17 protein-coding genes are annotated in these 20,918 nt (G+C 70.0%); 5 read left to right on the top strand and 12 right to left on the bottom strand.

Annotated elements, in window-relative coordinates:
• The first annotated feature begins 109 nt into the window (after positions 1–109).
• Both AAHG03_RS18110 and AAHG03_RS18105 read left to right on the top strand, forming a co-directional pair.
• On the top strand, positions 110–1,069 hold the full coding sequence (locus tag AAHG03_RS18110) for a L,D-transpeptidase (RefSeq protein WP_342152169.1): 960 nt from the start codon (positions 110–112) through the stop codon (positions 1,067–1,069).
• Between the two features lie 55 nt (positions 1,070–1,124).
• Entirely contained in the window at positions 1,125–3,005 is a 1,881-nt protein-coding gene (locus AAHG03_RS18105; protein WP_342152167.1) for a S9 family peptidase, read from the top strand.
• 199 nt (positions 3,006–3,204) lie between these two features.
• Here the strand turns inward: AAHG03_RS18105 and moaD are convergent, their stop codons facing one another.
• The 4 genes from moaD to AAHG03_RS18085 form a co-directional block, all read right to left on the bottom strand.
• Entirely contained in the window at positions 3,205–3,456 is a 252-nt protein-coding gene (gene moaD / locus AAHG03_RS18100) for a molybdopterin converting factor subunit 1 (RefSeq protein ID WP_342152165.1), read from the bottom strand.
• Positions 3,457–3,515: 59 nt separating this feature from the next.
• Positions 3,516–4,115, bottom strand: coding sequence for a CDP-diacylglycerol--glycerol-3-phosphate 3-phosphatidyltransferase (gene pgsA / locus AAHG03_RS18095; RefSeq protein ID WP_342152238.1), 600 nt, complete (start codon positions 4,113–4,115; stop codon positions 3,516–3,518).
• A 70-nt stretch (positions 4,116–4,185) separates the two neighbouring features.
• Positions 4,186–6,258, bottom strand: coding sequence for an excinuclease ABC subunit UvrC (uvrC, locus tag AAHG03_RS18090; protein ID WP_342152164.1), 2,073 nt, complete (start codon positions 6,256–6,258; stop codon positions 4,186–4,188).
• Between the two features lie 257 nt (positions 6,259–6,515).
• Positions 6,516–7,238, bottom strand: coding sequence for a chemotaxis protein (locus tag AAHG03_RS18085; protein WP_342152163.1), 723 nt, complete (start codon positions 7,236–7,238; stop codon positions 6,516–6,518).
• Positions 7,239–7,456: 218 nt separating this feature from the next.
• On the opposite strand from AAHG03_RS18085, the gene AAHG03_RS18080 reads away from it, so the two are divergent.
• Positions 7,457–8,194 carry a L,D-transpeptidase gene (locus AAHG03_RS18080; RefSeq protein ID WP_342152162.1) on the top strand — a complete coding sequence of 246 codons (738 nt, stop codon included), beginning with the start codon at positions 7,457–7,459 and terminating at the stop codon, positions 8,192–8,194.
• 72 nt (positions 8,195–8,266) lie between these two features.
• Here AAHG03_RS18080 and AAHG03_RS18075 read toward each other — a convergent pair whose 3' ends face one another.
• From AAHG03_RS18075 to lgt, 5 genes are all read right to left on the bottom strand, one after another.
• On the bottom strand, positions 8,267–9,046 hold the full coding sequence (locus tag AAHG03_RS18075; protein WP_342152160.1) for a DUF2076 domain-containing protein: 780 nt from the start codon (positions 9,044–9,046) through the stop codon (positions 8,267–8,269).
• 289 nt (positions 9,047–9,335) lie between these two features.
• Positions 9,336–10,232 (bottom strand): outer membrane protein, encoded by an 897-nt coding sequence (locus tag AAHG03_RS18070; RefSeq protein ID WP_342152158.1) that lies wholly within the window; start codon positions 10,230–10,232, stop codon positions 9,336–9,338.
• A 447-nt stretch (positions 10,233–10,679) separates the two neighbouring features.
• Complete coding sequence (gene pgeF / locus AAHG03_RS18065) at positions 10,680–11,441, bottom strand: peptidoglycan editing factor PgeF (RefSeq protein ID WP_342152156.1); 762 nt, start codon at positions 11,439–11,441, stop codon at positions 10,680–10,682.
• 14 nt (positions 11,442–11,455) lie between these two features.
• Positions 11,456–12,520, bottom strand: a complete 1,065-nt coding sequence (locus AAHG03_RS18060) for a class I SAM-dependent methyltransferase (protein WP_342152154.1) — start codon at positions 12,518–12,520, stop codon at positions 11,456–11,458.
• 2 nt (positions 12,521–12,522) lie between these two features.
• Entirely contained in the window at positions 12,523–13,413 is an 891-nt protein-coding gene (gene lgt / locus AAHG03_RS18055; RefSeq protein WP_342152152.1) for a prolipoprotein diacylglyceryl transferase, read from the bottom strand.
• A 301-nt stretch (positions 13,414–13,714) separates the two neighbouring features.
• Here lgt and AAHG03_RS18050 point away from each other — a divergent pair, with 301 nt between their 5' ends.
• Both AAHG03_RS18050 and AAHG03_RS18045 read left to right on the top strand, forming a co-directional pair.
• A complete protein-coding gene (locus tag AAHG03_RS18050; RefSeq protein WP_342152151.1) occupies positions 13,715–14,395 on the top strand; it encodes an MgtC/SapB family protein in 681 nt (226 codons plus the stop codon).
• Positions 14,396–14,487: 92 nt separating this feature from the next.
• Positions 14,488–16,119: an alpha-D-glucose phosphate-specific phosphoglucomutase gene (locus tag AAHG03_RS18045; protein WP_342152150.1), complete on the top strand. Its 1,632-nt coding sequence runs from the start codon at positions 14,488–14,490 to the stop codon at positions 16,117–16,119.
• A gap of 188 nt (positions 16,120–16,307) precedes the next feature.
• On the opposite strand, the gene AAHG03_RS18040 is transcribed toward AAHG03_RS18045, so the two are convergent.
• From AAHG03_RS18040 to ppdK, 3 genes are all read right to left on the bottom strand, one after another.
• Positions 16,308–17,213 (bottom strand): cell wall hydrolase, encoded by a 906-nt coding sequence (locus AAHG03_RS18040; protein WP_342152148.1) that lies wholly within the window; start codon positions 17,211–17,213, stop codon positions 16,308–16,310.
• A 125-nt stretch (positions 17,214–17,338) separates the two neighbouring features.
• Entirely contained in the window at positions 17,339–17,596 is a 258-nt protein-coding gene (locus tag AAHG03_RS18035; protein ID WP_342152147.1) for a hypothetical protein, read from the bottom strand.
• A 430-nt stretch (positions 17,597–18,026) separates the two neighbouring features.
• Positions 18,027–20,693 (bottom strand): pyruvate, phosphate dikinase, encoded by a 2,667-nt coding sequence (gene ppdK / locus AAHG03_RS18030; protein ID WP_342152146.1) that lies wholly within the window; start codon positions 20,691–20,693, stop codon positions 18,027–18,029.
• Positions 20,694–20,918 lie beyond the last annotated feature (225 nt).

The raw sequence follows: 20,918 nt of genomic DNA, 5'->3' as shown, positions 1-20,918 counted from the left end.
CGGCTCGTTGTTACATCCAAGCGGGGCAGTTCAGCCGAACCGGACGATCGTGACCGTCATCCGATTTCGGAATCCGGTGCCGGTCCGGCGCATTTCTTTCGAGCGATCCATGTCCATGCAGAACCGCCGTACCCTTCTTCTCGGGGCCGCGACGAGCCTCGCGCTCGTGAGCCTGCCGGGTTTTGCCCTCGCGCAAGGCGCGGGCGGCTTCGACGACGACCGGCTCTATCAGGACGCCGCGGGCCAGCTCTACCGCAAGCAGGGCGGCCAGTACGTGCCGTATCGCGGCCGGGTCGTCCACGGCCGTCCGGTGCCGGAGGCCGACGACCTCGACGCCGAGGCCTATGCCCGCCGCCGGGCCCAGCGCTACGGCGAGCCGGCCCCCGAGGCGCCCGCCGGCCAAGCCTTTAACCAGAGCCCGGCCAACGGCCCGATCCAGACGCCGCGCCCGGCCGCACCCGGCCAGTCCGGCTGGCAGATGCCGCCGCAGCAGCCCGACAACGGCCCCATCGACTACGCCCGCGCCTACGGCCCGGCCGCGGGCGAGCCGTTCCCGGTGGCGGCGATCAACTACAAGAAGTTCAACCAGACCTACCTGCGCCAGGAGGTCGATTTCCGCACCAACGAGCCGCCGGGCACCATCGTGGTCGATCCGCGCGCGCGCTTCCTCTACCTCGTTCTGCCGGGCGGTCGGGCGCGCCGCTACGGCGTCGGCGTCGGCAAGCAGGGTTTCGCGTGGTCGGGCACCGCGACGATCAACTCGAAGCAGGCGTGGCCGGATTGGTATCCGCCCAAGGAGATGATCGCCCGCCGGCCGGATCTCGCCGGTCAGGTCGACAAGCTCCAGAGCGGGCTCGGCGTGCCCGGCGGCTCGCGCAACCCGCTGGGCGCTCGGGCCATGTATCTGTGGCAGAACAACAAGGACACGCTGTTCCGCATCCACGGCACGCTGGAGCCGCACTCCATCGGCCAGAGCGTGTCGTCCGGCTGCATCCGCATGATCAACCAGGACGCCATCGACCTGTTCAACCGCGTCGAAGTCGGCACGCGGGTGGTGGTGCTGGGCTGAAGGAGCGTTACGTTTCCCCGCGGGGCTCGCGAAAAAAGCCCCGCGAGGAGACATTATGGTCGATCTGATTCCGCGCGAGCACCTGTTCGGCAATCCGACGCGGTACGGCCATCAGATCAGCCCGGACGGTCGGCGCCTCGCCTGGGTCGCGCCGTTCGAGGGGGTGCTCAACATCTGGTCGGCGCCGCTCGACGATCTCGACGCGGCCCAGCCCGTGACGCGGGACCGGCGCCGGGCGGTGGACAGCTTCGCCTTCGCCTATGACGGGCGCCACCTGCTCTACGTGCAGGACGCCGACGGCGACGAGAATTTCCACGTGTTCGCCGCCGACCTCGACTCGGGCGAGCACCGCGACCTCACCCCCTATCCCGGCATCGCCGCCGGCATCGTCGGCATGAGCCGGCTCGTGCGGGACCGGGTGCTGCTCGCGCTGAACGACCGCGACGCCCGCTTCCACGACCTGCACAGCGTCGATCTCGCTACCGGGGCGCGGGAGCTGGTCGCCGAGAATCCGGGTTTCGCCGGCTTCCTGATCGACGACCACTATGCCGTGCACTTCGCCGCGCGGAACCGCCGCGACGGCTCGTCCGAGCTGCTGATCCGCGACGGCGCGAACTGGAAACCATGGCTCACCTTCCCGGCGGAAGACGCCCGCGCCTCGGGGGCCGAAAACCTCGATGCGACCGGCGCTGTCCTGTTCTGCCGCGACAGTCGCGGGCGCGACACCGCCGCGCTCACCCGCATCGACATCGCAGGCGGCGAGACCCGCACGCTCGCGGCGCATGACGAGGCCGATATCGGCACGGTGCTGCACGACATCGAGACCCGCGAGCCGATCGCCTACTCGGTCACCCATGCCCGCCGCCGCTGGCACGTGCTGGATGAGCGTTTCACGGACGACTTCGCCTTCCTCGACGGGCAGGGGCTGGGCGACTGGTATCCGGCGAGCCGCAGCGAGGACGACGCGCTGTGGATCGTCGTCGCCCGCTCGGACACGCGGGTGAGCGAGGCGGCGCTCTACGACCGGCGCACCAAGACACTCCGCTCCCTCGGCAGCGCCCGGCCGGAGCTGGAGGGCGCGCCGCTGGCGCCGATGCATCCGGCGGTGATCCGCTCCCGCGACGGGCTCGATCTCGTGTCCTATCTCAGCCGCCCGCTCGGCGCGGAGGGGCCGGGGCCGCTGGTGCTGCTCGTCCACGGGGGCCCGTGGGCGCGCGACAGCTTCGGCTTCGATCCGATGCACCAATGGCTGGCCAACCGCGGCTACGCGGCGCTCAGCGTCAACTTCCGCTCCTCGACCGGCTTCGGAAAGTCCTTCCTCAACGCGGGCGACGGCGCCTGGGGCCGGGCCATGGACGACGACCTGCTCGATGCGGTCGCCTGGGCGGTGGCGGAGGGCGTGGCCGATCCGGCCCGCGTCGCGATCATGGGCGGCAGCTACGGCGGCTACGCCGCCCTGATGGCGCTCTGCCGCAACCCGGACACGTATGCCTGCGGCATCGACCTCGTCGGCCCGGCCAACTTGGAGACGCTGGTGCGCACCATCCCGCCCTATTGGGAGGCGATGCGGGCGCAGCTCCACCGCGCCATCGGCGATCCCGACACGGAAGAAGGCATGGCGCTGATCCGCGAACGCTCGCCGGTCTACTTCGCCGACCGCATCCGGGCGCCGCTGATGATCGTGCAGGGCGCCAACGACCCGCGGGTGAAACAGGCCGAATCCGACCAGATGGTCGCGGCGCTGGACGCCAGCGGCGTGCCGGTCACTTATCTGCTCTACCCGGACGAGGGCCACGGCCTCGTGCGCCCGGACAACCGGCTGGCCTTCTTCGCCCGCGCGGAGGGGTTTCTGGCGCGCCATCTCGGCGGGCGCTGCGAGCCGATTCGGGAGGGGGAGGCGGCGGGGAGTTCGGTGCAGGTGGTGCGGGAGGGGTAGGTGGGGCTCGGGCGGCGGGGGATTAATCCACCTCCGCCGTCATTCCGGGGCCGCGAAGCGGAACCCGGAATCCACCCGTGATGCGGGATACCCGGTCGCAATCGAGCCGTCGCGGCCAGTCGTGGCTTCCGGGTTCGCCTTCGGCGCCCCGGAATGACGGTGGTGAGTGAAGCGCGGCCGCCGGCTGACTGCCGAAGCGCTACCCCCCCGTCATCGGCGGGAAGAAGGCGATCTCCTGCGCGCCCGCGATCGGGCTCGCGGGCTTGGCGTGCACCCGGTCGATGGCGGTGCGGACCACGCCCTCAGACTCGAAGGCGTAGGCGTATTCCTCGCCGCGCGTCCTGAGCCAGCCGATCAGGTCGGCGACGGTCGCGACCTCGGGGGGCGGGGTCACGGTCTCTTCCGGCTTGCCGACGCGCTCGCGCACCCAGGCGAAGTAGACGAGTTTCATCGCTCGTACTCCCGGACCCGCGGCGTTCTCAGCCGGGCGGTCCCAAAGTCCAAAAAGAATCAGCGCGGATCGTCGATCGCGTGGCGGATGCCGGCCCTCATGTAGTCCCAGCCGGTGTAGATCGTCAGGACGGCGGCGAGCCACAGCAGGACGATGCCCAGCGTCATGCTGCCGGGAATCACATCCTCGGCCGCGGGGCCGGCCACGAGCACGCCGAGCGCCAGGAGCTGCACCGTCGTCTTCCACTTGGCGATGCGGCTGACCGGCAGGCCGACCTTCAACTCGGCGAGATACTCGCGCAGGCCGGAGACCAGCACCTCGCGGCACAGGATCACGATGGCCGCGCCGATCGACGCCCCGCCGATGGTGCCGTCGGCGGCCAGCATGAACAGGCAGGCGGCGACCAAGAGCTTGTCGGCGATGGGGTCGAGCATGCGCCCGAGCGCCGAACTCTGGGCGTAGGCGCGGGCGACGTAGCCGTCGAGATAGTCGGTGATCGCGGCGGCGACGAAGACGCCGAAGGCGGCCCAGCGCGCGGCGAACTCGTCCGGCCAGAACAGCAGGGCGACGACGACCGGGACCGCAACGAGGCGGCCGTAGGTGAGGCAGTTCGCGAGCGTCCAGGCCTGCGACCGGCGTCGGGGAAGGACGGCGTTCATCGGGGCGGTGAAATCACGGGCGGGGGAGGGCGTCAACCGCGACGAATGCGGCTCCGGCTCGCGGATCGGCTCAGGCATTGGTGTGAAAGAAGTCGTAGACGGCCCGGGCCGTCGCCGCATTCACCCCCGGCGCCTTGGCGAGGTCTTCGAGCGCGGCGCGCTGAATCGCCTTCACGGTGCCGAAATGGTGCAGGAGCGCCCGCTTGCGGGTGGGGCCGATGCCGGCGATCTCGTCCAGCGGATTCTTCGTCATCTCGCGCTTGCGCTTGGCCCGGTGGGTGCCGATGGCGAAGCGGTGGGCCTCGTCGCGCAGGCGCTGGACGAAGTAGAGCACCGGATCGCGCGGCGGCAGCTTGAACGGCGGGCGGCCGGGCAGGAAGAAGGTCTCGCGGCCGGCATCCCGGTCGCGGCCCTTGGCGATGCCGACGAGCGGCACGTCGGTGACGCCGATCTCGGCCAGCACCCCGCGCACCGCCTCCAACTGGCCGGCGCCGCCGTCGATCAGCACGAGATCGGGCCAGGCCGGGAAGTTTTCCGCGTTCTCCAGAGCCGTTTCCAGCTCCGTGGCGGTGGAGGCCGCCTGTTCCCCAGCGTGCGGCGAGCCCGCTTCCGCTTCGTTCGGCGGGCGCGGCGCCTCCTTGGCCAACCGCTTGAAGCGGCGGGTCAGCACCTCGCGCATCATCCCGAAATCGTCGCCCGGCGTCAGCTCCTCCGACTTGATGTTGAAGGTGCGGTAATGCGTCTTCATGAAGCCGGTCGGCCCCGCCACGACCATTCCGCCGACGGCGTTCGTGCCGGAGATGTGCGAGTTGTCGTAGACCTCGACCCGGCGCGGGGCTTTGGGCAGGCCGAGCGTCTGGCCGAGCGCGGCGAGCAGCTTGCCCTGCGAGGCGGTGTCGGCCAGCCGCCGGCCGAGCGCCTCCTTGGCGTTGCGGCGGGCGTAATCGACGAGGTTCTTGCGCTCGCCCCGCTGCGGCAGGTGAATCTCGACCCGGTGATCGACCCGGCTCGACAGGGCGGCGGCGACGAGTTCGGCGTCCTCGACGGCGTGGCTCACCAGCACCACGCGCGGCGCGGGCTTGTCGTCGTAGAACTGCGAGATGAACGAGGCCAGCACCTCCTCGGCGCTCATGGAGCGGTCGGCCTTGGGGAAATAGGCGCGGTTGCCCCAGTTCTGGAAGTTGCGGAAGAAGAACACCTCGATGCAGAACTGGCCGGCCTGTTCGTCGAGGGCGAACACGTCGGCCTCCTCGACGCCTTGGGTGTTCACGCCTTGCGTCCCCTGAATCGCCGAGAGCGCGGCGATGCGGTCGCGGAAGCGCGCCGCGCGCTCGAATTCGAGGTTTTCGGAGGCCGCCTGCATCTCCTCGCGCATCCGGTCCTTCACGGCGTTCGACTTGCCCGAGAGGAAGGCGCGGGCGTTGTCGGCGAGCGCGACGTAGTCGGCCTCGGCGATCTCGCCGGTGCAGGGGCCGGAGCAGCGCTTGATCTGGAACAGCAGGCAGGGCCGGGTGCGGTTCTCGTAATAGCTGTCCGAGCAGGTGCGCAGCAGGAAGGCGCGCTGCAGCGCGTTCACCGTGCGGTTGACCGCCCAGACGTTGGCGAAGGGGCCGTAATAATTACCCTTGCGGCGGCGGGCGCCGCGGTGCTTGACGATCTGCGGAGCCGGGCCGTCGCTGGTGAGCAGGATGTAGGGGAACGACTTGTCGTCCCGCATCAGCACGTTGAAGCGGGGCTTTAACTGCTTGATGAGGTTGGCCTCCAGCAGCAGCGCTTCCGTTTCGGTCGCGGTGGTGACGAACTCCATCGCCGCCGTCTGCGCGATCATGCGGGCGATGCGGTTCGAGTGGGCCTGCCCGCGCGCGTAGGAACCGACCCGCGCCTTCAGGTTCTTGGCCTTGCCGACGTAGAGGACGTCGCCCTTGTGGTCGAACATCCGGTAGACGCCGGGCGAGGACGGCAGGGTCGACCAGAACCGGCGGATGATCTCGGTGCCGACCTTCACCGCCCCGTGGTCGATGTCGAAGTCGATCTCCGGCGCATCGTCGAGGGCGGCGACCTCGTCGGCCTGCGCCTCCCGCTCGTCCTCGTCGAAGCTCTCGGGCGGGACGTCCTCGAAGCTGGATCGGGTCGCGCGGCTCATGCCGCCCATGTAGGCCGGGGGGATTCCGGTTGGAAGGGTCGGGACGCGGCCCTTGTTCGGGCGGTGATCGTATCGATCGATCGCGACGCAACTGAGGAAAGCGTTCTCCTCCCCCTTGCGGGGAGGAGGTAGGAGGTGGGGGTGGTTCAGGATTGAGCGGCGCGGTGCCCTTTGCCCGACCCCCACCCCTGACCCCTCCCCGCAAGGGGGAGGGGACCCGCGTTCAATGCGGGCCGGTCATCCCCACCGACACGACGTCAATCGAACAGCGCGTCGATGTCCGACTGGTCCACGTGGCCCGGATCGTCGTGGAGCTTCGGGCCGTTCAGCAGCGAGCTCTCGTCGTTCTCGTCCGGCGTCTCGGGGCCGACGCCCATGATGTCGCCGAAGCTGTCGAGGCCGCTCCAGGCGTCGATGACGCGGTCGAGATGCTCTTCCACGAATTTCAGCACGCCGACGATCTTGCTGATGCGCTGGCCGGTCAGGTCCTGGAAGTTGCAGGCCTCGTAGGCGCCGACGACGCTGTCGAGGATGCCGTCGAGGTTGTCCTGGGCGGCCTTGGGCAGGCGCGTGCCGCGCATCATGTTGGCGTTGGTCTCGATCCGCTCGATCGCGCTCAGGATCGTCGAGGTCGCCTGCTCGGTCGATTCAACGACGGCGTCGAGTTCGCCCGCGACGCGCCGCATGCCCTTGCCGGAATTCTCGGAGCGGTAGAGGCTGGAGATCTCGGTCTTGGTGCGGGCGATGGCGTCCTTCATCACCTCCAGTTCGCGGCGCATGGCGAAGGCCTCGCCGAGTTCCCGACGGCAGGCCTCGACGGTCTCGCCCGCGCTGGCCTGGGTGATGCGGCGCAGATCGTTGATCGCGGTGAGGATCTCGTCGAGGCGCGGACTCGGCGCGGCGTCCGCCTGCGGGGCGGGCGCGACCGGGGCGGCAGCCAAGCCGAGGCTCTCCTCGATGCGGTAGCGCTTGGTCATCATCGGTCGTGTCGGCCTTGAGAAGCGTGTCGTTCGATCACAATCCCGCGCAGTGGTTTCTTTTTGCTGAAGGTTTCCGCTCGCAAGCGCCGTTTACGGCCCGTTGACGACGCTTCGCGTTAAGCGTGCGGACCGCTCCGATTCACCATCTTCGTTCATCGCCCGCCAGCCGCAGTGCCGGACCCTCGCGTCACACGAGGGGCAAGCCGGGGAGCGGGACGATGCGGTTCGGGTTGGGCGGGGCGCTCTTGAGCCTCGCGATGCTGGGAGCGGAGCCGGCCATGGCCCAGGCACAGGTGCGGCCGGGCCAGTACGGCGGCGGCTTCATCGAGTTCCTGATGACGGGCAGCGCCCAAGGGGGTTCTTACGGCCAGTCGCGGCATCCGGCCGTGGACGGCTACGGCGGGCTCCCGCAGCGCCAGACCTATCAGGCCCCGCGGCCCGAGCCGCGCACCCGCATGGCCGCGCTGCCGTCGCAGCCCCAGGCGGAGGAAGCCGGCATCGCCCGCGCGGTCGATCCGCGCTTCGCCCGTCAGGTCGTCGCCTATGACGGGCCGGGCAAGCCGGGGAGCATCGTCATCGACACGAACGCCAAGCACCTGTTCCTGATCCAGCCCGGGGGCCAAGCGATCCGCTACGGCATCGGCGTCGGGCGGCCGGGATTCGTGTGGACCGGCGTGAAGGCGATCACCAACAAGCGCGAATGGCCGGATTGGACCCCGCCCGCCGAGATGCTGGCGCGCCGCCCCGACCTGCCGCGGCACATGGAGGGCGGCCCCGGCAACCCGCTCGGCGCGCGGGCGCTCTATCTCGGCACCTCGCTCTACCGCATCCACGGCACCAACGAGCCGCACACGATCGGCCAGAACGTCTCGTCCGGCTGCATCCGCATGATGAACGAGGACGTGATCGACCTCTACGAGCGCACCCCGGTCGGGACGCGGGTCGAGGTGCTCTGACCCTCGTCACGCGGCAAAAAGGAAGCCCGGCGCCTCGCGGCGCCGGGCTCTTTCGTTTCGAGCCTTGAAGGATCAGGCCCAGTCGTCGTCGCCGCCGTCGCCGAGGTCGCCCCCGAAATCGCCGCCGGTGTCGCCGCCGCCGAAGCCGGCGCTCTGGAAGCCGCCGTCACCGCCGCCCAGCGCCGAGCCGAGATCCTGGTCGCCGCCGCCCTGGCCGCCGAAGTAGTTGTTCTCGACGATGGTGTCGCCGCCGCCGGTCAGGCCGGCCGCCGAGGCGCTGCCGAGGCTCGAATGGCCGCCGGCAAAGGCGTTGGAGAGCGCGCTGCCGAGCAGCATGCCGCCCGCCGCGCCCGCGGCCATCGGCAGCGCGGTGGCCAGGAAGCCGCCGCCGCGGGCCGGCTGCTGCTGGCCGTAGCCCGGCTGGCCGCCCCACGGACCACCCTGCGGGCCGCCTTGCGGAGGATAGCCGCCCTGCTGGCCGTAGCCCGGCTGCTGCCCGTAACCGGGCTGCTGCTGGCCGTAGCCCGGAGGCTGCTGGCCCCAGCCCTGGCCGGACGAACGCTGCGGCTCCTGACGGCTGCTGCTGCCGCCGAAGATGCTCGACAGGAAGCCGCCGCCGCCCGACGATTGCGGCTGCGCCTGCTGCTGGCGGGCCTGTTCGAGCTGCTGGTTGAGGCTCTTGATCGCCTCCTCCTGCACGTAGACCAGCTGCGCCATGGCGTAGGGCGCGTAGGGCTGGGCCCGCAGTTTCTCGGCGATGAAGCGCTCGGCATCGGCATCGCGGGGCTGGCCGGATGCCTGTTCGAGCCGCTGGAAGATGCCGTTGATGATGTCGCGTTCTTCGCTGTTCATGGAGTTGTCCTCCTGGGCGCCGGCGCTGTCGTCCACCGTGCGATGCCGATGAGATGGGAAGCGGCCGAGCTAATGTAAGAGCCGGACGAGAGGCCGCCCTTTCCCCGCGCCGCATCCGCGAGCGGACGCGCGCGGGACGAGCCGCCTCTGTGCCATGAACGAACGAGAGGGCGATTCCGACCCGCTCAAACCCGCGCGAGCACGAAAAAAGCCCGGCGCTGGGGGCACCGGGCTTCTTCGGGCATTCTGTGGAAGCGGCCCTCGGGCGAGGGCCGCTGCCGTGTTCGGCTTAGTACGAGCCGAACTTGTAGTTGATGCCGGCGCGGACGACGGCGAACTCGGTGTCGCGCTCGCGGGCGGCGCCGCCGCTCACGAGGACCACGCCCGGGCTGTTCGTGTAGACGAGGTTGCCGGCCGGGGTCGCACCGAAGGCGCCGGTAGTGCGGTTGCCGCGATCGAGGTTCACGTACAGGCCTTCCACCTTCAGCGTCACGGCCGAGGAGCGGAAGAAGTTCAGGAACGAGTCGGTCGGGAGAGCGTACTCGATACCGCCGCCAACGGCGTAGCCGGTCTTGAAGTCGTCGCTGGAGCCGCTCGGCAGGCCGAAGTCGCGGCCGCCGCCGGCGCCGTAGGCGAAGCCGCCGGTGCCGTACACGAGGGTGCGATCGAAGGCGTAGCCGAGACGACCGCGGACGGTGCCGAAGTAGTCGAGGCCCGTGACGCCGTTCGGGTTGAAGATCTGGGTGCCGGCCAGGAAGGCAGCCGAACCCGGAGCGACGGCGAAGCGGTTACGGTCACGGCCGAAATCGACGTACTGGGCGTCGGCCTCGATACCGACGACGATGCCCGAGCCCGGCGTGAACTGGTAGTTGTAGCCGATCTGACCACCGCCGACGAAGCCCTCGGTGGAGTTGCGGCCGTTGCTGAAGGCGATCGCGGCGGCGGTGCCGGGGGCCACGAGGCCGGAGGCGCCGTTGACGCCGACCACGGTCGGATCGCGACGGTCGTCGTTGGTGCCGAAGCCGTAACCGGCGTTGAAACCGGCGTAGAAGCCCGTCCACGTGAAGACCGGAACCGGCGTGAAGACCGGCGGCGGGGCGGCGCGGCGCGGAAGGTCGGCGGCGAGCGCCGAACCGGCGACGACGATGCCGGCGAGAGCCGTACCGGCGCGAAGAAGTGCTTGCATCACTCTGGTCCTTTTTGACTGTGCCGAGGCTTCTTGGAAGCTCAGCGGCACGGTGCCCCGTATCTATTCCAGCATCTCGAAAGATACTGTTGCGGCTCGATCACGCCGACCGTCCCGAAGGCGGCCCCTTTGTGGCGAAGATCGTTTTCTGCCTGTCCGTTCGATCATCAAACGCCGCCGAATGGCCAAGGTTCATTCACGGCCAAGCTTTTTTCGGTGTCGCTTGATGACGGATTGTCGCAGCCCACTGGCCGCGGCGATCCGTGACCCGACGGAATTACGCCGCCGCCGACGAAAAGCACGTGCGGCACCGCACAAAAGCCTGGCCGCAACGCCCCCCCCGGGAGGCGGTGTGGTTTTTGGGCATCGGTGTGGACGATGAAGGTCGGCTCACGCGGGAAGGACGGTGCGACCGAATTTCGGAAAAAGCTGCGTTACGACAGAGCTTTAGGTCAGGGTGATCGCGGAGATCAGGCGGCCGTAATCCGGCTCGCTCCGGTGAGTGGTGCGACGGAAGCTGTAGAAGCGCTCCGCGTCGGCATAGGTGCAAAGCCCGAGCGCCGTCGCACGGCCGATGCCGGCCTCGGCGAGGCAGGCCAGGATGAAGGCCGGCAGATCGAACTGCGCGTGGCCCTCGCGGCCCTCCGCGAAGAATCTTTCGGAGCCCGGCACCTCGGCGCGGAAGCGGGTGACGAAATCCGCGCCCACCTCGTAGTTGGCCTGCGAGATCGTCGGGCCGAGCACCGCCACGATGCTCTTTCGGGTCGCGCCCAGGCCCTCCATCGCCGCCACAGTCGCCTCGGCGACGCCGCCGAGCGCGCCCTTCCAGCCGGCATGGGCCGCACCGACGACGCGGTTCTCGGAATCGGCGAACAGGATCGGCCCGCAATCGGCCGTGGCGATGCCGAGCGCCAGACCCGGCACCCGCGTCACCATCGCGTCGGCCTTCGGGCGCTCGGCGAAGGGCGCCTCGACCGTCACCACGTCGGCGGAATGCACCTGATACAGGCTGACGAGGTTTTTTTCCGAGGGCAGATCGAGATGCCGGGTCATCCGGGCCCGGTTCTCGGCGACGTTGTCGGGCGCATCGTTCGAGCCGAGGCCGCCGTTGAGCGACGCATACAGCCCCTCCGACACGCCGCCCTCGCGGGTGAAGAAGGCGTGGCGCAGGCCGGGCAGCGCGGCGAGTTCGGGGGCTTCGATGACCATGGGGGCTCGCGATCTCAGACGGAGGGGAGGGCGGGCAGCGCCGTGAAGGCCGGGTGGCTCACGCCGAGCACCTTGAACAGGGCGCCCATGCCGCGCGGGCTCGGATCGGTCAGGCGGGTGACCGCCGCGTCGATCGCCGCCGCCTGGGAAGCGTCGGCGCGGGCCTTGAGCCGGGCGGCGCGGGCCTCAAGACCGAGAGCGAGGAGGAAGTCGCGCTGCGGCACCGGGCCGTGGACCGCCGCGCCCTCCGCCGTCGCGGCCCGCGCGAGCGCGGAAAAGTCGACATGGACGGTGAGGTCGGCCTCGCCCGGCCGCGCCAGCGGATCGGCGAAGGCGTGGCCCTCCACCGCCTGCAGCGTGTCGCCGAAGCCTGCCTCCGCGTGGCCGTAATCGATGGCGAGCAGCGCGCCGCCGTCGCGCACGAGGCGGCGGGCGAGGTCGCGCATCGTGGCAAGCGCCGCGCTCGGCACGGTGAGCACGGCGCCGTCCGGCGCCTCCGCTGTGAGTTGCGGATCGGGCTCCGGGTCGAGGCCGAATGCCAGCGCGCCCTCCTCGCCGAGGCCCACCCGGCGCTCGCACCAGCCGCGGGGCGTGCGCACGAACTGGCGGGCGGGGAGCGCATCGAAGAACTCGTTGGCGACGACGAGGAGCGGCGCCTCGGGCAGGCTCGCCACGCTGTCATGAAACGTCGGGCGCGCGTCGGCGAGGCGCTCGGCCTGGAGCGCGCGCAGGACCGGGCTGGTCTCGACGAGGTGGAGATCGAAATCCGCGCCCGCCGCCCGCAGGGCCCGCAGCGCGTCGCGCATCAGCGTGCCGCGCCCCGGCCCCAACTCGACGAGGCAGGGTTTTGTAGAGCTGGAAAATCCCGCGAGCAGGGCGGCGGCCCAGGCGCCGACCAGCTCGCCGAACATCTGGCTGATCTCCGGCGCGGTGACGAAGTCGCCCCGCGCGCCCAGCGGATCGCGGGTGGCGTAGTAGCCGTGGGCCGGATGGCTCAGGCAGAGCGCCATGTAGCGGTCGAGGCCGATCGGCCCGTCGGTACGGATCGTGCGCGCGAGGATCGCGTGGAGCGGCGTCACGCTCAGATCTGCCCGGCCTCGGCCCGGATCTCCGGCCCCTCGCGCCGGGGCCGCGTCACCCCGCGGGCGGCGAGCACGATGGCGGCGATCCCGACCAGCGCCATCGGCACGCAGAGCAGCATCCCCATGGTGATGCCGCCGCCGAGCGCGTTCACGTCCTGCCCGAACAGGAAGCCGAGTTGTCGGTCCGGCTCGCGGAAGAACTCGCAGAAGGTCCGGGTCAGCGCGTAGCCGAGGACGAAGATGCCGCCGAGCAGCCCCGGCCGGCGGAAGCCGAAGCGGCGCACGGCGAACGCCATGACGACGAACAGCAGCAGCCCCTCGGTCGCGGCCTCGAACAGCTGGCTCGGATAGCGCGGCACGTCGCCCCCGGTGGGGAAGACCACGGCGTAGGGGAAGTCCGGCGCGGGCCGGCCCCACAGCTCGCCGTTCACGAAGTTGGCGATGCGGCCGAAGAACAGGCCGATCGGCACCACCACGGCGGAGATGTCGAGCAGCGTCAGGCCGCCGAGGCCGCGGGCGCGGGCGAACACCAGCATCGCCAGCACCGCACCGAGGAAGCCGCCGTGGAACGACATGCCGCCGTTGCGGATCGCCAGGATCTCCATCGGCTGATCGAGATAGAGCGGCAAGTTGTAGAACAGCACGTAGCCGATGCGCCCGCCGAGCACGACGCCGAGCGCCACCCAGACGACGAGGTCGTCGAGATCGGTCTGGCTCGGGCGCTTGACGGCGCCCCACAGCGTATCCGCCAGCACCAGCCGGCGCGCGTAGAACCAGCCGCCGATCAGCCCGGCGATGTAGGACAGCGCGTACCACTTGATCTCGATCGGCCCGAGCGAGACCGCGACGGGATCGATGGCCGGAAAGGGCAGGGCGAGGAGCGGCGGCATCGGCAGCCCTTGGGCGATTCTTTTCCGAAAGTCGCGCCGCATTGGACCCGCGGGGTTTGGGGCGTCAAGGCAGGCGAGGCATGCGCGGGGGCCTATCGAAACCTACAGCCGTCATTCCGGGGCCGCGCAGCGGAACCCGGAATCCACCCGTGATGCGGGAGGCCCGGCTGAAGTCGAACCGTCGCGGCCAGTTGTGGATTCCGGGTTCGCTTCGCGCCCCGGAATGACGGGTGTGTGTCGGTTGCACGCTACCGGCGGACGGGCGCAGAGTTTCCATCAACGATGTCTTCGAGGAGACGCCATGCTCGGCAACACGGAGATGGTGGCGCGGCTGCTGCTGGCCGGGGCCATGGGCAGCGTGATCGGGTTCGAGCGCGAGCGGCTGCTCTGGGCGGCGGGCCTGCGCACGCACATGCTGGTCTGCGTCGGCGCCTGCCTGTTCATGCTGGTCTCGGCCTTCGGCTTCGCCGACGTGCTGGGCGAGCGGAACGTGCAGCTCGACCCCTCGCGGGTGGCGGCCGGCGTCGTCTCCGGCATCGGCTTCCTCGGGGCCGGCACCATCCTCCTGCGCGGCGAGGCGGTGAAGGGGTTGACCACCGCGGCGAGCCTGTGGGCGGTGGCGGCGATCGGACTCGCGGTCGGCGGCGGGCTCTACGTGCCGGCGCTCGCCGCCACGGGCCTCGTCGTCGGCATCCTGGCCGGGGTGAAGCCGATCGAGGAGCGGTGGCACGACCGGATGCGCCCTTGCGAGATCGATCTGACGGTCAAGGCCGGCAGCCTCGCCATCGACGCGCTGCCCGAGCTGACCGGCGAGCGCGCCTCGCGCATCCGGCAATTTGTGGTGCGGCCCGGCGCGGAGCCGGGGCTGGAGGACGTGACGATCACCTTCGCCCGCCTGCCGCGCGCCGGCGTCGAGGCGGTGGCCCGGCGCCTGCGCGAGAACCCGGCGGTGATCCGCGTCCGCTCCGGCCATGAAGAATGACGCGATCCGGGCGGGGAAATCGGCGTCGCCGGCCTCGCTGCGGCGCAAAACTGCGCTAGGACATGCGCAGCGAATCTGAGGACCAAGTCAGCATGGCTGCCAAGCAGGTCACCACGACCCCCTTCCCGGACCAGAAGCCCGGCACCTCGGGCCTGCGCAAGAAGGTGCCGGTGTTCCGCCAGCCGCATTACGTCGAGAACTTCGTCCAGGCGATCCTCGACTGCATTCCCGAGCGCGAGGGCGCCACCCTGGTGATCGGCGGCGACGGGCGCTTCTTCAACCGCGAGGTGGTGCAGATCGCCATCAAGATGGCCGCCGCCAACGGGCTCGGCCGGGTGCTGGTGGGCCGCGACGGCCTGCTCTCGACCCCCGCCGCCTCCTGCGTCATCCGCAAGCACGGGGCGATCGGCGGCATCGTGCTCTCGGCGAGCCACAATCCCGGCGGGCCGGAGGGCGATTTCGGCATCAAGTACAACGGTGCCAACGGCGGCCCGGCTCCCGAAAGCGTCACCGGCGCGATCTTCGAGCGCACCAAGACGATCTCGGAATACCGCATCGCCGACGCACCCGACCTCGATCTCGGCACCACCGGGACGCATGAGATCGACGGCATGAGCGTCGAGATCATCGATCCGGTCGCCGACTACGCCGAGCTGATGCGCTCGCTGTTCGACTTCGAGGCGCTGACGAAACTGTTCGCCTCGGGCTTCCGCATGCGCTTCGACGCGCTCTCGGCGATCACCGGCCCCTACGCCAAGGCGATCCTGGAGGACACGCTCGGCGCCGCGCCCGGCACGGTGGTGAACGGCGAGCCCAAGCCCGATTTCGGCGGCCACCATCCCGATCCGAACCCGGTCCACGCCCACGAGCTGTTCGACCTCATGCACGGCCCCGACGCGCCGGATTTCGGCGCGGCCTCGGACGGCGACGGGGACCGCAACATGATCGTGGCGCCGGGCCTGTTCGTGACGCCGAGCGACAGCCTCGCGATCCTGGCCGCCCACGCCCACCGGGCGCCGGGCTACGCGGGCGGCCTCTCGGGCGTCGCCCGCTCCATGCCGACGAGCCGCGCCACCGACCGCGTGGCACAAAAGCTCGGGATCGAGGCGTTCGAGACTCCGACCGGCTGGAAGTTCTTCGGCAACCTCTTGGATGCCGGCCGCATCACGCTCTGCGGCGAGGAGAGCGCGGGCACCGGCTCGAACCACGTGCGCGAGAAGGACGGGCTCTGGGCGGTGCTGCTCTGGCTCAACATCCTGGCCGCGACGGGCAAGCCGGCGCAGGATCTGGTGCGGGCGCACTGGGCCGAGTTCGGCCGCGACTACTATACCCGCCACGACTACGAGGAGATCGATTCCGACGCCGCCAAGCGGCTGATGGAAGGCCTGCGCGCCAAGGTCGCGAGCCTGCCGGACACGACCATCGGCGGGATGACGGTGAGCGAGGCCGACGACTTCCGCTACGTCGATCCGGTCGACGGTTCGGTCACCGAGGCGCAGGGCGTGCGCATCACCTTCGCGGAGGACGCCCGCATCGTCTACCGGCTCTCCGGCACCGGCACGGCGGGGGCGACGTTGCGGGTCTATATCGAGCGCTACGAGAGCGACCCCGCGCGGCTGGAGCAGCCGGTGGCCGAGGTGCTGGCCCCGGTCGTCGCCGTGGCGCGGGAGTTGGCGGATATCGAAGGGATCACGGGGCGGGCCGAGCCGAGCGTCGTGACGTAGCGCCGGTCGGCTAACCCTCCCCCCTCCGCGGGGGAGGGTGCCTCGCGGATGCGAGGCGGGAGAGGGGACAACGCTTCCGAAGATGGCTGGTCGAGCGCGGCCAAGCGGACGCGTCGCTCCCCTCTCCCGACCCCCTTCGGGGGCCCACCCTCCCCCGCGGAGGGGGGAGGGCTGAGCGGTGCGTTGGCTCAGGTCTGGTTCGGCTTCAGCTGATAGAAGATATGCCGGCCGATCATGTCCTTGCGCTTGAGGCGGCGGGACCAGCCGGGCTTCACGTAATCGGCGTGGTAGTGCGTCGCGCCGCCGACCTCGCTGAGATAGGTGCGGCCCTCGATCACCGCGCTGGCGATGCGGGTGGCGGTCTGCCACGAGCCGGCATCAGTGATGCGCAGCGACTTGCCCTCGCAGGCGAAGGAGAACTGGCAGCCCATGAAGCGGTGCCGGTTCTGGTAGACCACGCCGCAAACGCTCGACGGGTAGAGCCCGCTCTTGGCGCGGTTGAGCACCACCTGGGCGACCGCTGCCTGACCCTCCTCCGGCTCGCTGCGGGCCTCGAAATAGACGGCCTCGGCGAGGCAGCGCTGCTCCTTGTCCATCGCCTCGGGGGCGATCAGGTCGGCGTAGCGGTGCTTGGCTTCGGGCGAGGCGATGTCCATCTCGGGCTCGCCCGGCGCCGGGGCGCGGTCGAGGCGCGGCGAGAAGCCCGGCAGGACGAGGCTGGCCGCGGCGACCTCGATCGGCGTCGCGTCGGCGGGCGCGGGTGTCACCGAGGAGAGGGCGACGGCGCGCGGCACCGCCGGGGTCGAGCCGTCGGATTCGGCGAGCGCGGGCAGGCTGCCGTCGTCGGGCTCGTCGTGGGGGGAATCCGGCGTGGCGACGATGCCGGCGGCGATCATGTCGGCGTTCCAGCCCGACGCGATGGCGCCCGTGGTCGCGACCTCGCGCTCGAACAGGCGCTCCGGCGACAGCGTCGCGTCGGTGCCGGCGGTCGCCGTGAAGGAGATCAGCAGGCCGCTCGCCAGCATCCACGGCACCACGGCCGAGACGATGAAGCGCGGCCCCAATCCCAGCCCTCGAACGCGACTCGCACGCAACGCCGACATCCCACGCTGAACGATGGCCCGGGGATCGCAGCCTAGCGCAGGCGACGGCTCCCGTTCCTCATGGGCGCGAGTTTAAGTGCGAACGTGGTTGCCGGACGGTTAAGGCGTAACTCGCCTCAACGATGCGGGCGGCCGTGGTGGACGGCCAGCCCGTTGACGACGACGGCGAAGTAGCCGGCCCCGCCCTGCGAGGCGATGATCATCCGGCCCGCCTCGCGCTCGCTGTGCTGGGACAGGGCGTAGGCCAGCCCCAGGAGCCCGACCGCCGTGGTCAGGCTCGCGAGAATCCAGAGATAGGCGTGCTGCATGGCCCGCGGCTCCGGCGCGACGGCGCCGGCATCGAGGAGGGCGATGGAGGTGTCGGGATTGGGCATGTGGCAAGTCCCGCGAAGACCCGGACCTTACGACAGGCCGGCGCTCCCGCGCTCAGACTCCCGCTAGCATTGAACGCGCCAGCACGACACGGGTTCACGCCGTCATCCGCAAAATTATTGCGTAGCTTGGGCCGGGGCGGAGAGGGCGGTCTCCCGTTCGGTCTCACCGTCATTGCGAGGCGAAGCCGAAGCAATCCAGCGCTCCGCAGCCTCAGAATGGCGCGTGCCGTCGATGACGGGACGACCAAAGCCGTTTCGTCTCATCCGGCAACGTGGCGCTCTGGATTGCTTCGGCTCCGCCTCGCAATGACGGTGCGGGGTGAAATCCAAGGCGAGCAACCTCGGCACGATACGCAAAAGAGAAGGGCGACCGCACGAAGCGACCGCCCTTTTCCGTCACGACGTTCGAAGCCTTACGGCGCCGATCCGATCAATCGCTCTTGCCGAGCGCCGACTGCGCGGCGGCGAGACGGGCGATCGGCACGCGGAAGGGCGAGCACGACACGTAGTCGAGGCCGACTTCCTGGCAGAAGCCGATGGAGGCCGGGTCGCCGCCGTGCTCGCCGCAGATGCCGAGCTTGATGTCGGCCCGCTGCGCGCGACCGCGCTCGGTCGCGATCTTGACGAGTTCGCCCACGCCCTCGCGGTCGATCGACACGAACGGATCGACGGCGAGAATCCCCTTCTGGGTGTAGGGCCCGAGGAAGGTCGCGGCGTCGTCCCGCGAGATGCCGAGGGCGGTCTGGGTCAGGTCGTTGGTGCCGAAGGAGAAGAACTCCGCGGTCTCGGCGATCTCGCCGGCCTTGAGCGCCGCGCGCGGCAGCTCGATCATGGTGCCGACCTGATACTCGAAGCTGGCGCCGGTCTCCTCCGTGACGGCCTTCGCCATGGCGTCGATGCGCGCCTTGACGATGTCGAACTCCATCCGGGTGAAGACCAGCGGCACCATCACCTCCGGGGTCACCGAGGCGCCGGTGTCCTTGGCGGCCTGCACCGCGGCCTCGAAGATCGCGCGCGCCTGCATCTCGGCGATCTCGGGGAAGGCGATGGCGAGGCGGCAGCCGCGGAAGCCGAGCATCGGGTTGTGCTCGGACAGCTCGCGGGTGCGGTGGCGGATCTTGTCCTCGCTGACGCCGGTCGCCGAGACGACCTCCTGCACCTCCTCGTCGGTGTGGGGCAGGAACTCGTGCAGCGGCGGATCGAGCAGGCGGATCGTGACGGGCAGGCCCGACATGATCGTGAACAGCTCGACGAAGTCCTGGCGCTGGTAGGGCAGGAGCTTGGCCAGCGCCGCGCGGCGACCCTCGGCGTCGTCGGCCAGGATCATCTCGCGCACCGCGACGATGCGGTCGCCCTCGAAGAACATATGCTCGGTGCGGCACAGGCCGATGCCTTCCGCGCCGAACTTGCGGGCGGCGCGCGCGTCGGCGGGGGTGTCGGCGTTGGTGCGGACCTTCATGGTGCGCACCGCGTCGGCCCATTCCATCAGCGCGGCGAAGTCGCCCGACAGCTCCGGCTGGAGCATCTTGACCTCGCCCTGGATCACCTGACCGGTCGAGCCGTCGATGGTGATGACGTCGCCCGCCTTCAGGGTGACGCCGCCGACCGTCATCGTCTGCGCCTTGTAGTCGATGCGGATCGAGCCGACGCCGGAGACGCAGGGCTTGCCCATGCCGCGGGCGACCACCGCCGCGTGGGAGGTCATGCCGCCGCGCGTCGTCAGGATGCCTTCCGCGGCGTGCATGCCGTGGATGTCCTCCGGCGAGGTCTCGATGCGCACGAGGATGCAGCGGCGCTCGGCCTTGCGGGCGGCTTCCGCGGCTTCCGAGTTGAACACGATCTCGCCGACCGCCGCGCCGGGCGAGGCGGGCAGGCCCGTGGCGATGACCTTGCGCTCGGCGTTCGGATCGATGGTCGGGTGCAGGAGCTGGTCGAGGGCGCCGGGCTCGATGCGCTTGATCGCCTCGTCCTTCGAGATCAGGCCCTCGCCCGCGAGTTCGACGGCGATGCGCAGCGCCGCCTTCGCCGTGCGCTTGCCGTTGCGGGTCTGGAGCATCCAGAGCTTACCGCGCTCGATGGTGAACTCCATGTCCTGCATGTCGCGGTAGTGCTTTTCGAGGATCCCGTAGATGCGGGTCAGCTCCTCGAAGCTGTCCGGCATCGCCTTCTCCATCGAAGGTTTTTCGCTCTTTGCCTCGATCCGAGCCTTCTCGGTGATGTCCTGCGGCGTGCGGATGCCTGCGACCACGTCCTCGCCCTGGGCGTTGATGAGGAACTCGCCGTAGAGCGCGCTCTCGCCGGTGGAGGGGTTGCGGGTGAAGGCGACGCCGGTGGCGGAGGTGTCGCCCATGTTGCCGAACACCATGGCCTGGACGTTGACGGCGGTGCCCCAGCTCTCGGGGATGCTGTTCAGCTCGCGGTACTTCTTCGCCCGCGGGATCATCCACGAATCGAACACCGCGCCGATGGCGCCCCAGAGCTGGTCCTCGGGCTTCTGCGGGAAGTCCGAGCCGTGCTCGTCGCGGACGATCTTCTTGTAGACGCCGATGAGGTGCTTCCAGTCGTCGGCCTTGAGATCGGTGTCGAGGTTGAGGCCCTTGCCGTCCTTGTAGTGCTCCAGCGCCTCCTCGAAGGCGTGGTGCTCCACGCCGAGCACGACGTTGGAGTACATCGTGATGAAGCGGCGGTAGGAATCGTAGGCGAAGCGCTCGTCGTCGGCGTCCTTCGCCATCGCCTCGACGGTCTCGTCGTTGAGGCCGAGGTTGAGCACCGTGTCCATCATGCCGGGCATCGAGGCGCGGGCGCCCGAGCGGACCGAGACGAGGAGCGGCTTGTCGGCATCACCGAAACGGCGGCCGGTCAGCGCGCCGACCTTCTCCAGCGCGGCACCGACCTCGTCGCGGAGCTCCGCCGGGTAGGTCTCGCCGTGCTGGTAGTAGTAGGTGCAGACTTCCGTCGTGATGGTGAAGCCGGGGGGCACCGGCAGGCCGAGGTTCGACATCTCGGCGAGGTTGGCGCCCTTGCCTCCGAGGAGGTTGCGCATCGACGCCTCGCCCTCGGCCTTGCCGTCACCGAAGGAATAGACCCATTTCGTCATCAGGCTCTCCGCTCGACGGATGGCGTGGTTGTCTCTCGACCGTAGTCCCGCTGCACCGGCGGCGCGCGGGTCCTGGAGCCCGGAAGCGGGCGCGTGGGGAGGCATCCTAACGCATCGTTCCCGCGGGCGTGGCCCATCTCATGCCGCAGCGCAAGAAGAAGCTTTGCACTGCGTACACCCCGCAGTGACGATGCGGTCAGTCTGTCAGAGGGTTCGCACGGAGAA

This window comes from Methylorubrum subtropicum, assembly GCF_038442325.1.
In the GTDB taxonomy this organism is placed as follows: Bacteria; Pseudomonadota; Alphaproteobacteria; order Rhizobiales; family Beijerinckiaceae; genus Methylobacterium; species Methylobacterium subtropicum.
The sequence above is the reverse complement of the archived record's forward strand: the minus strand, read 5'-3'. Positions and strand labels throughout refer to the sequence as shown.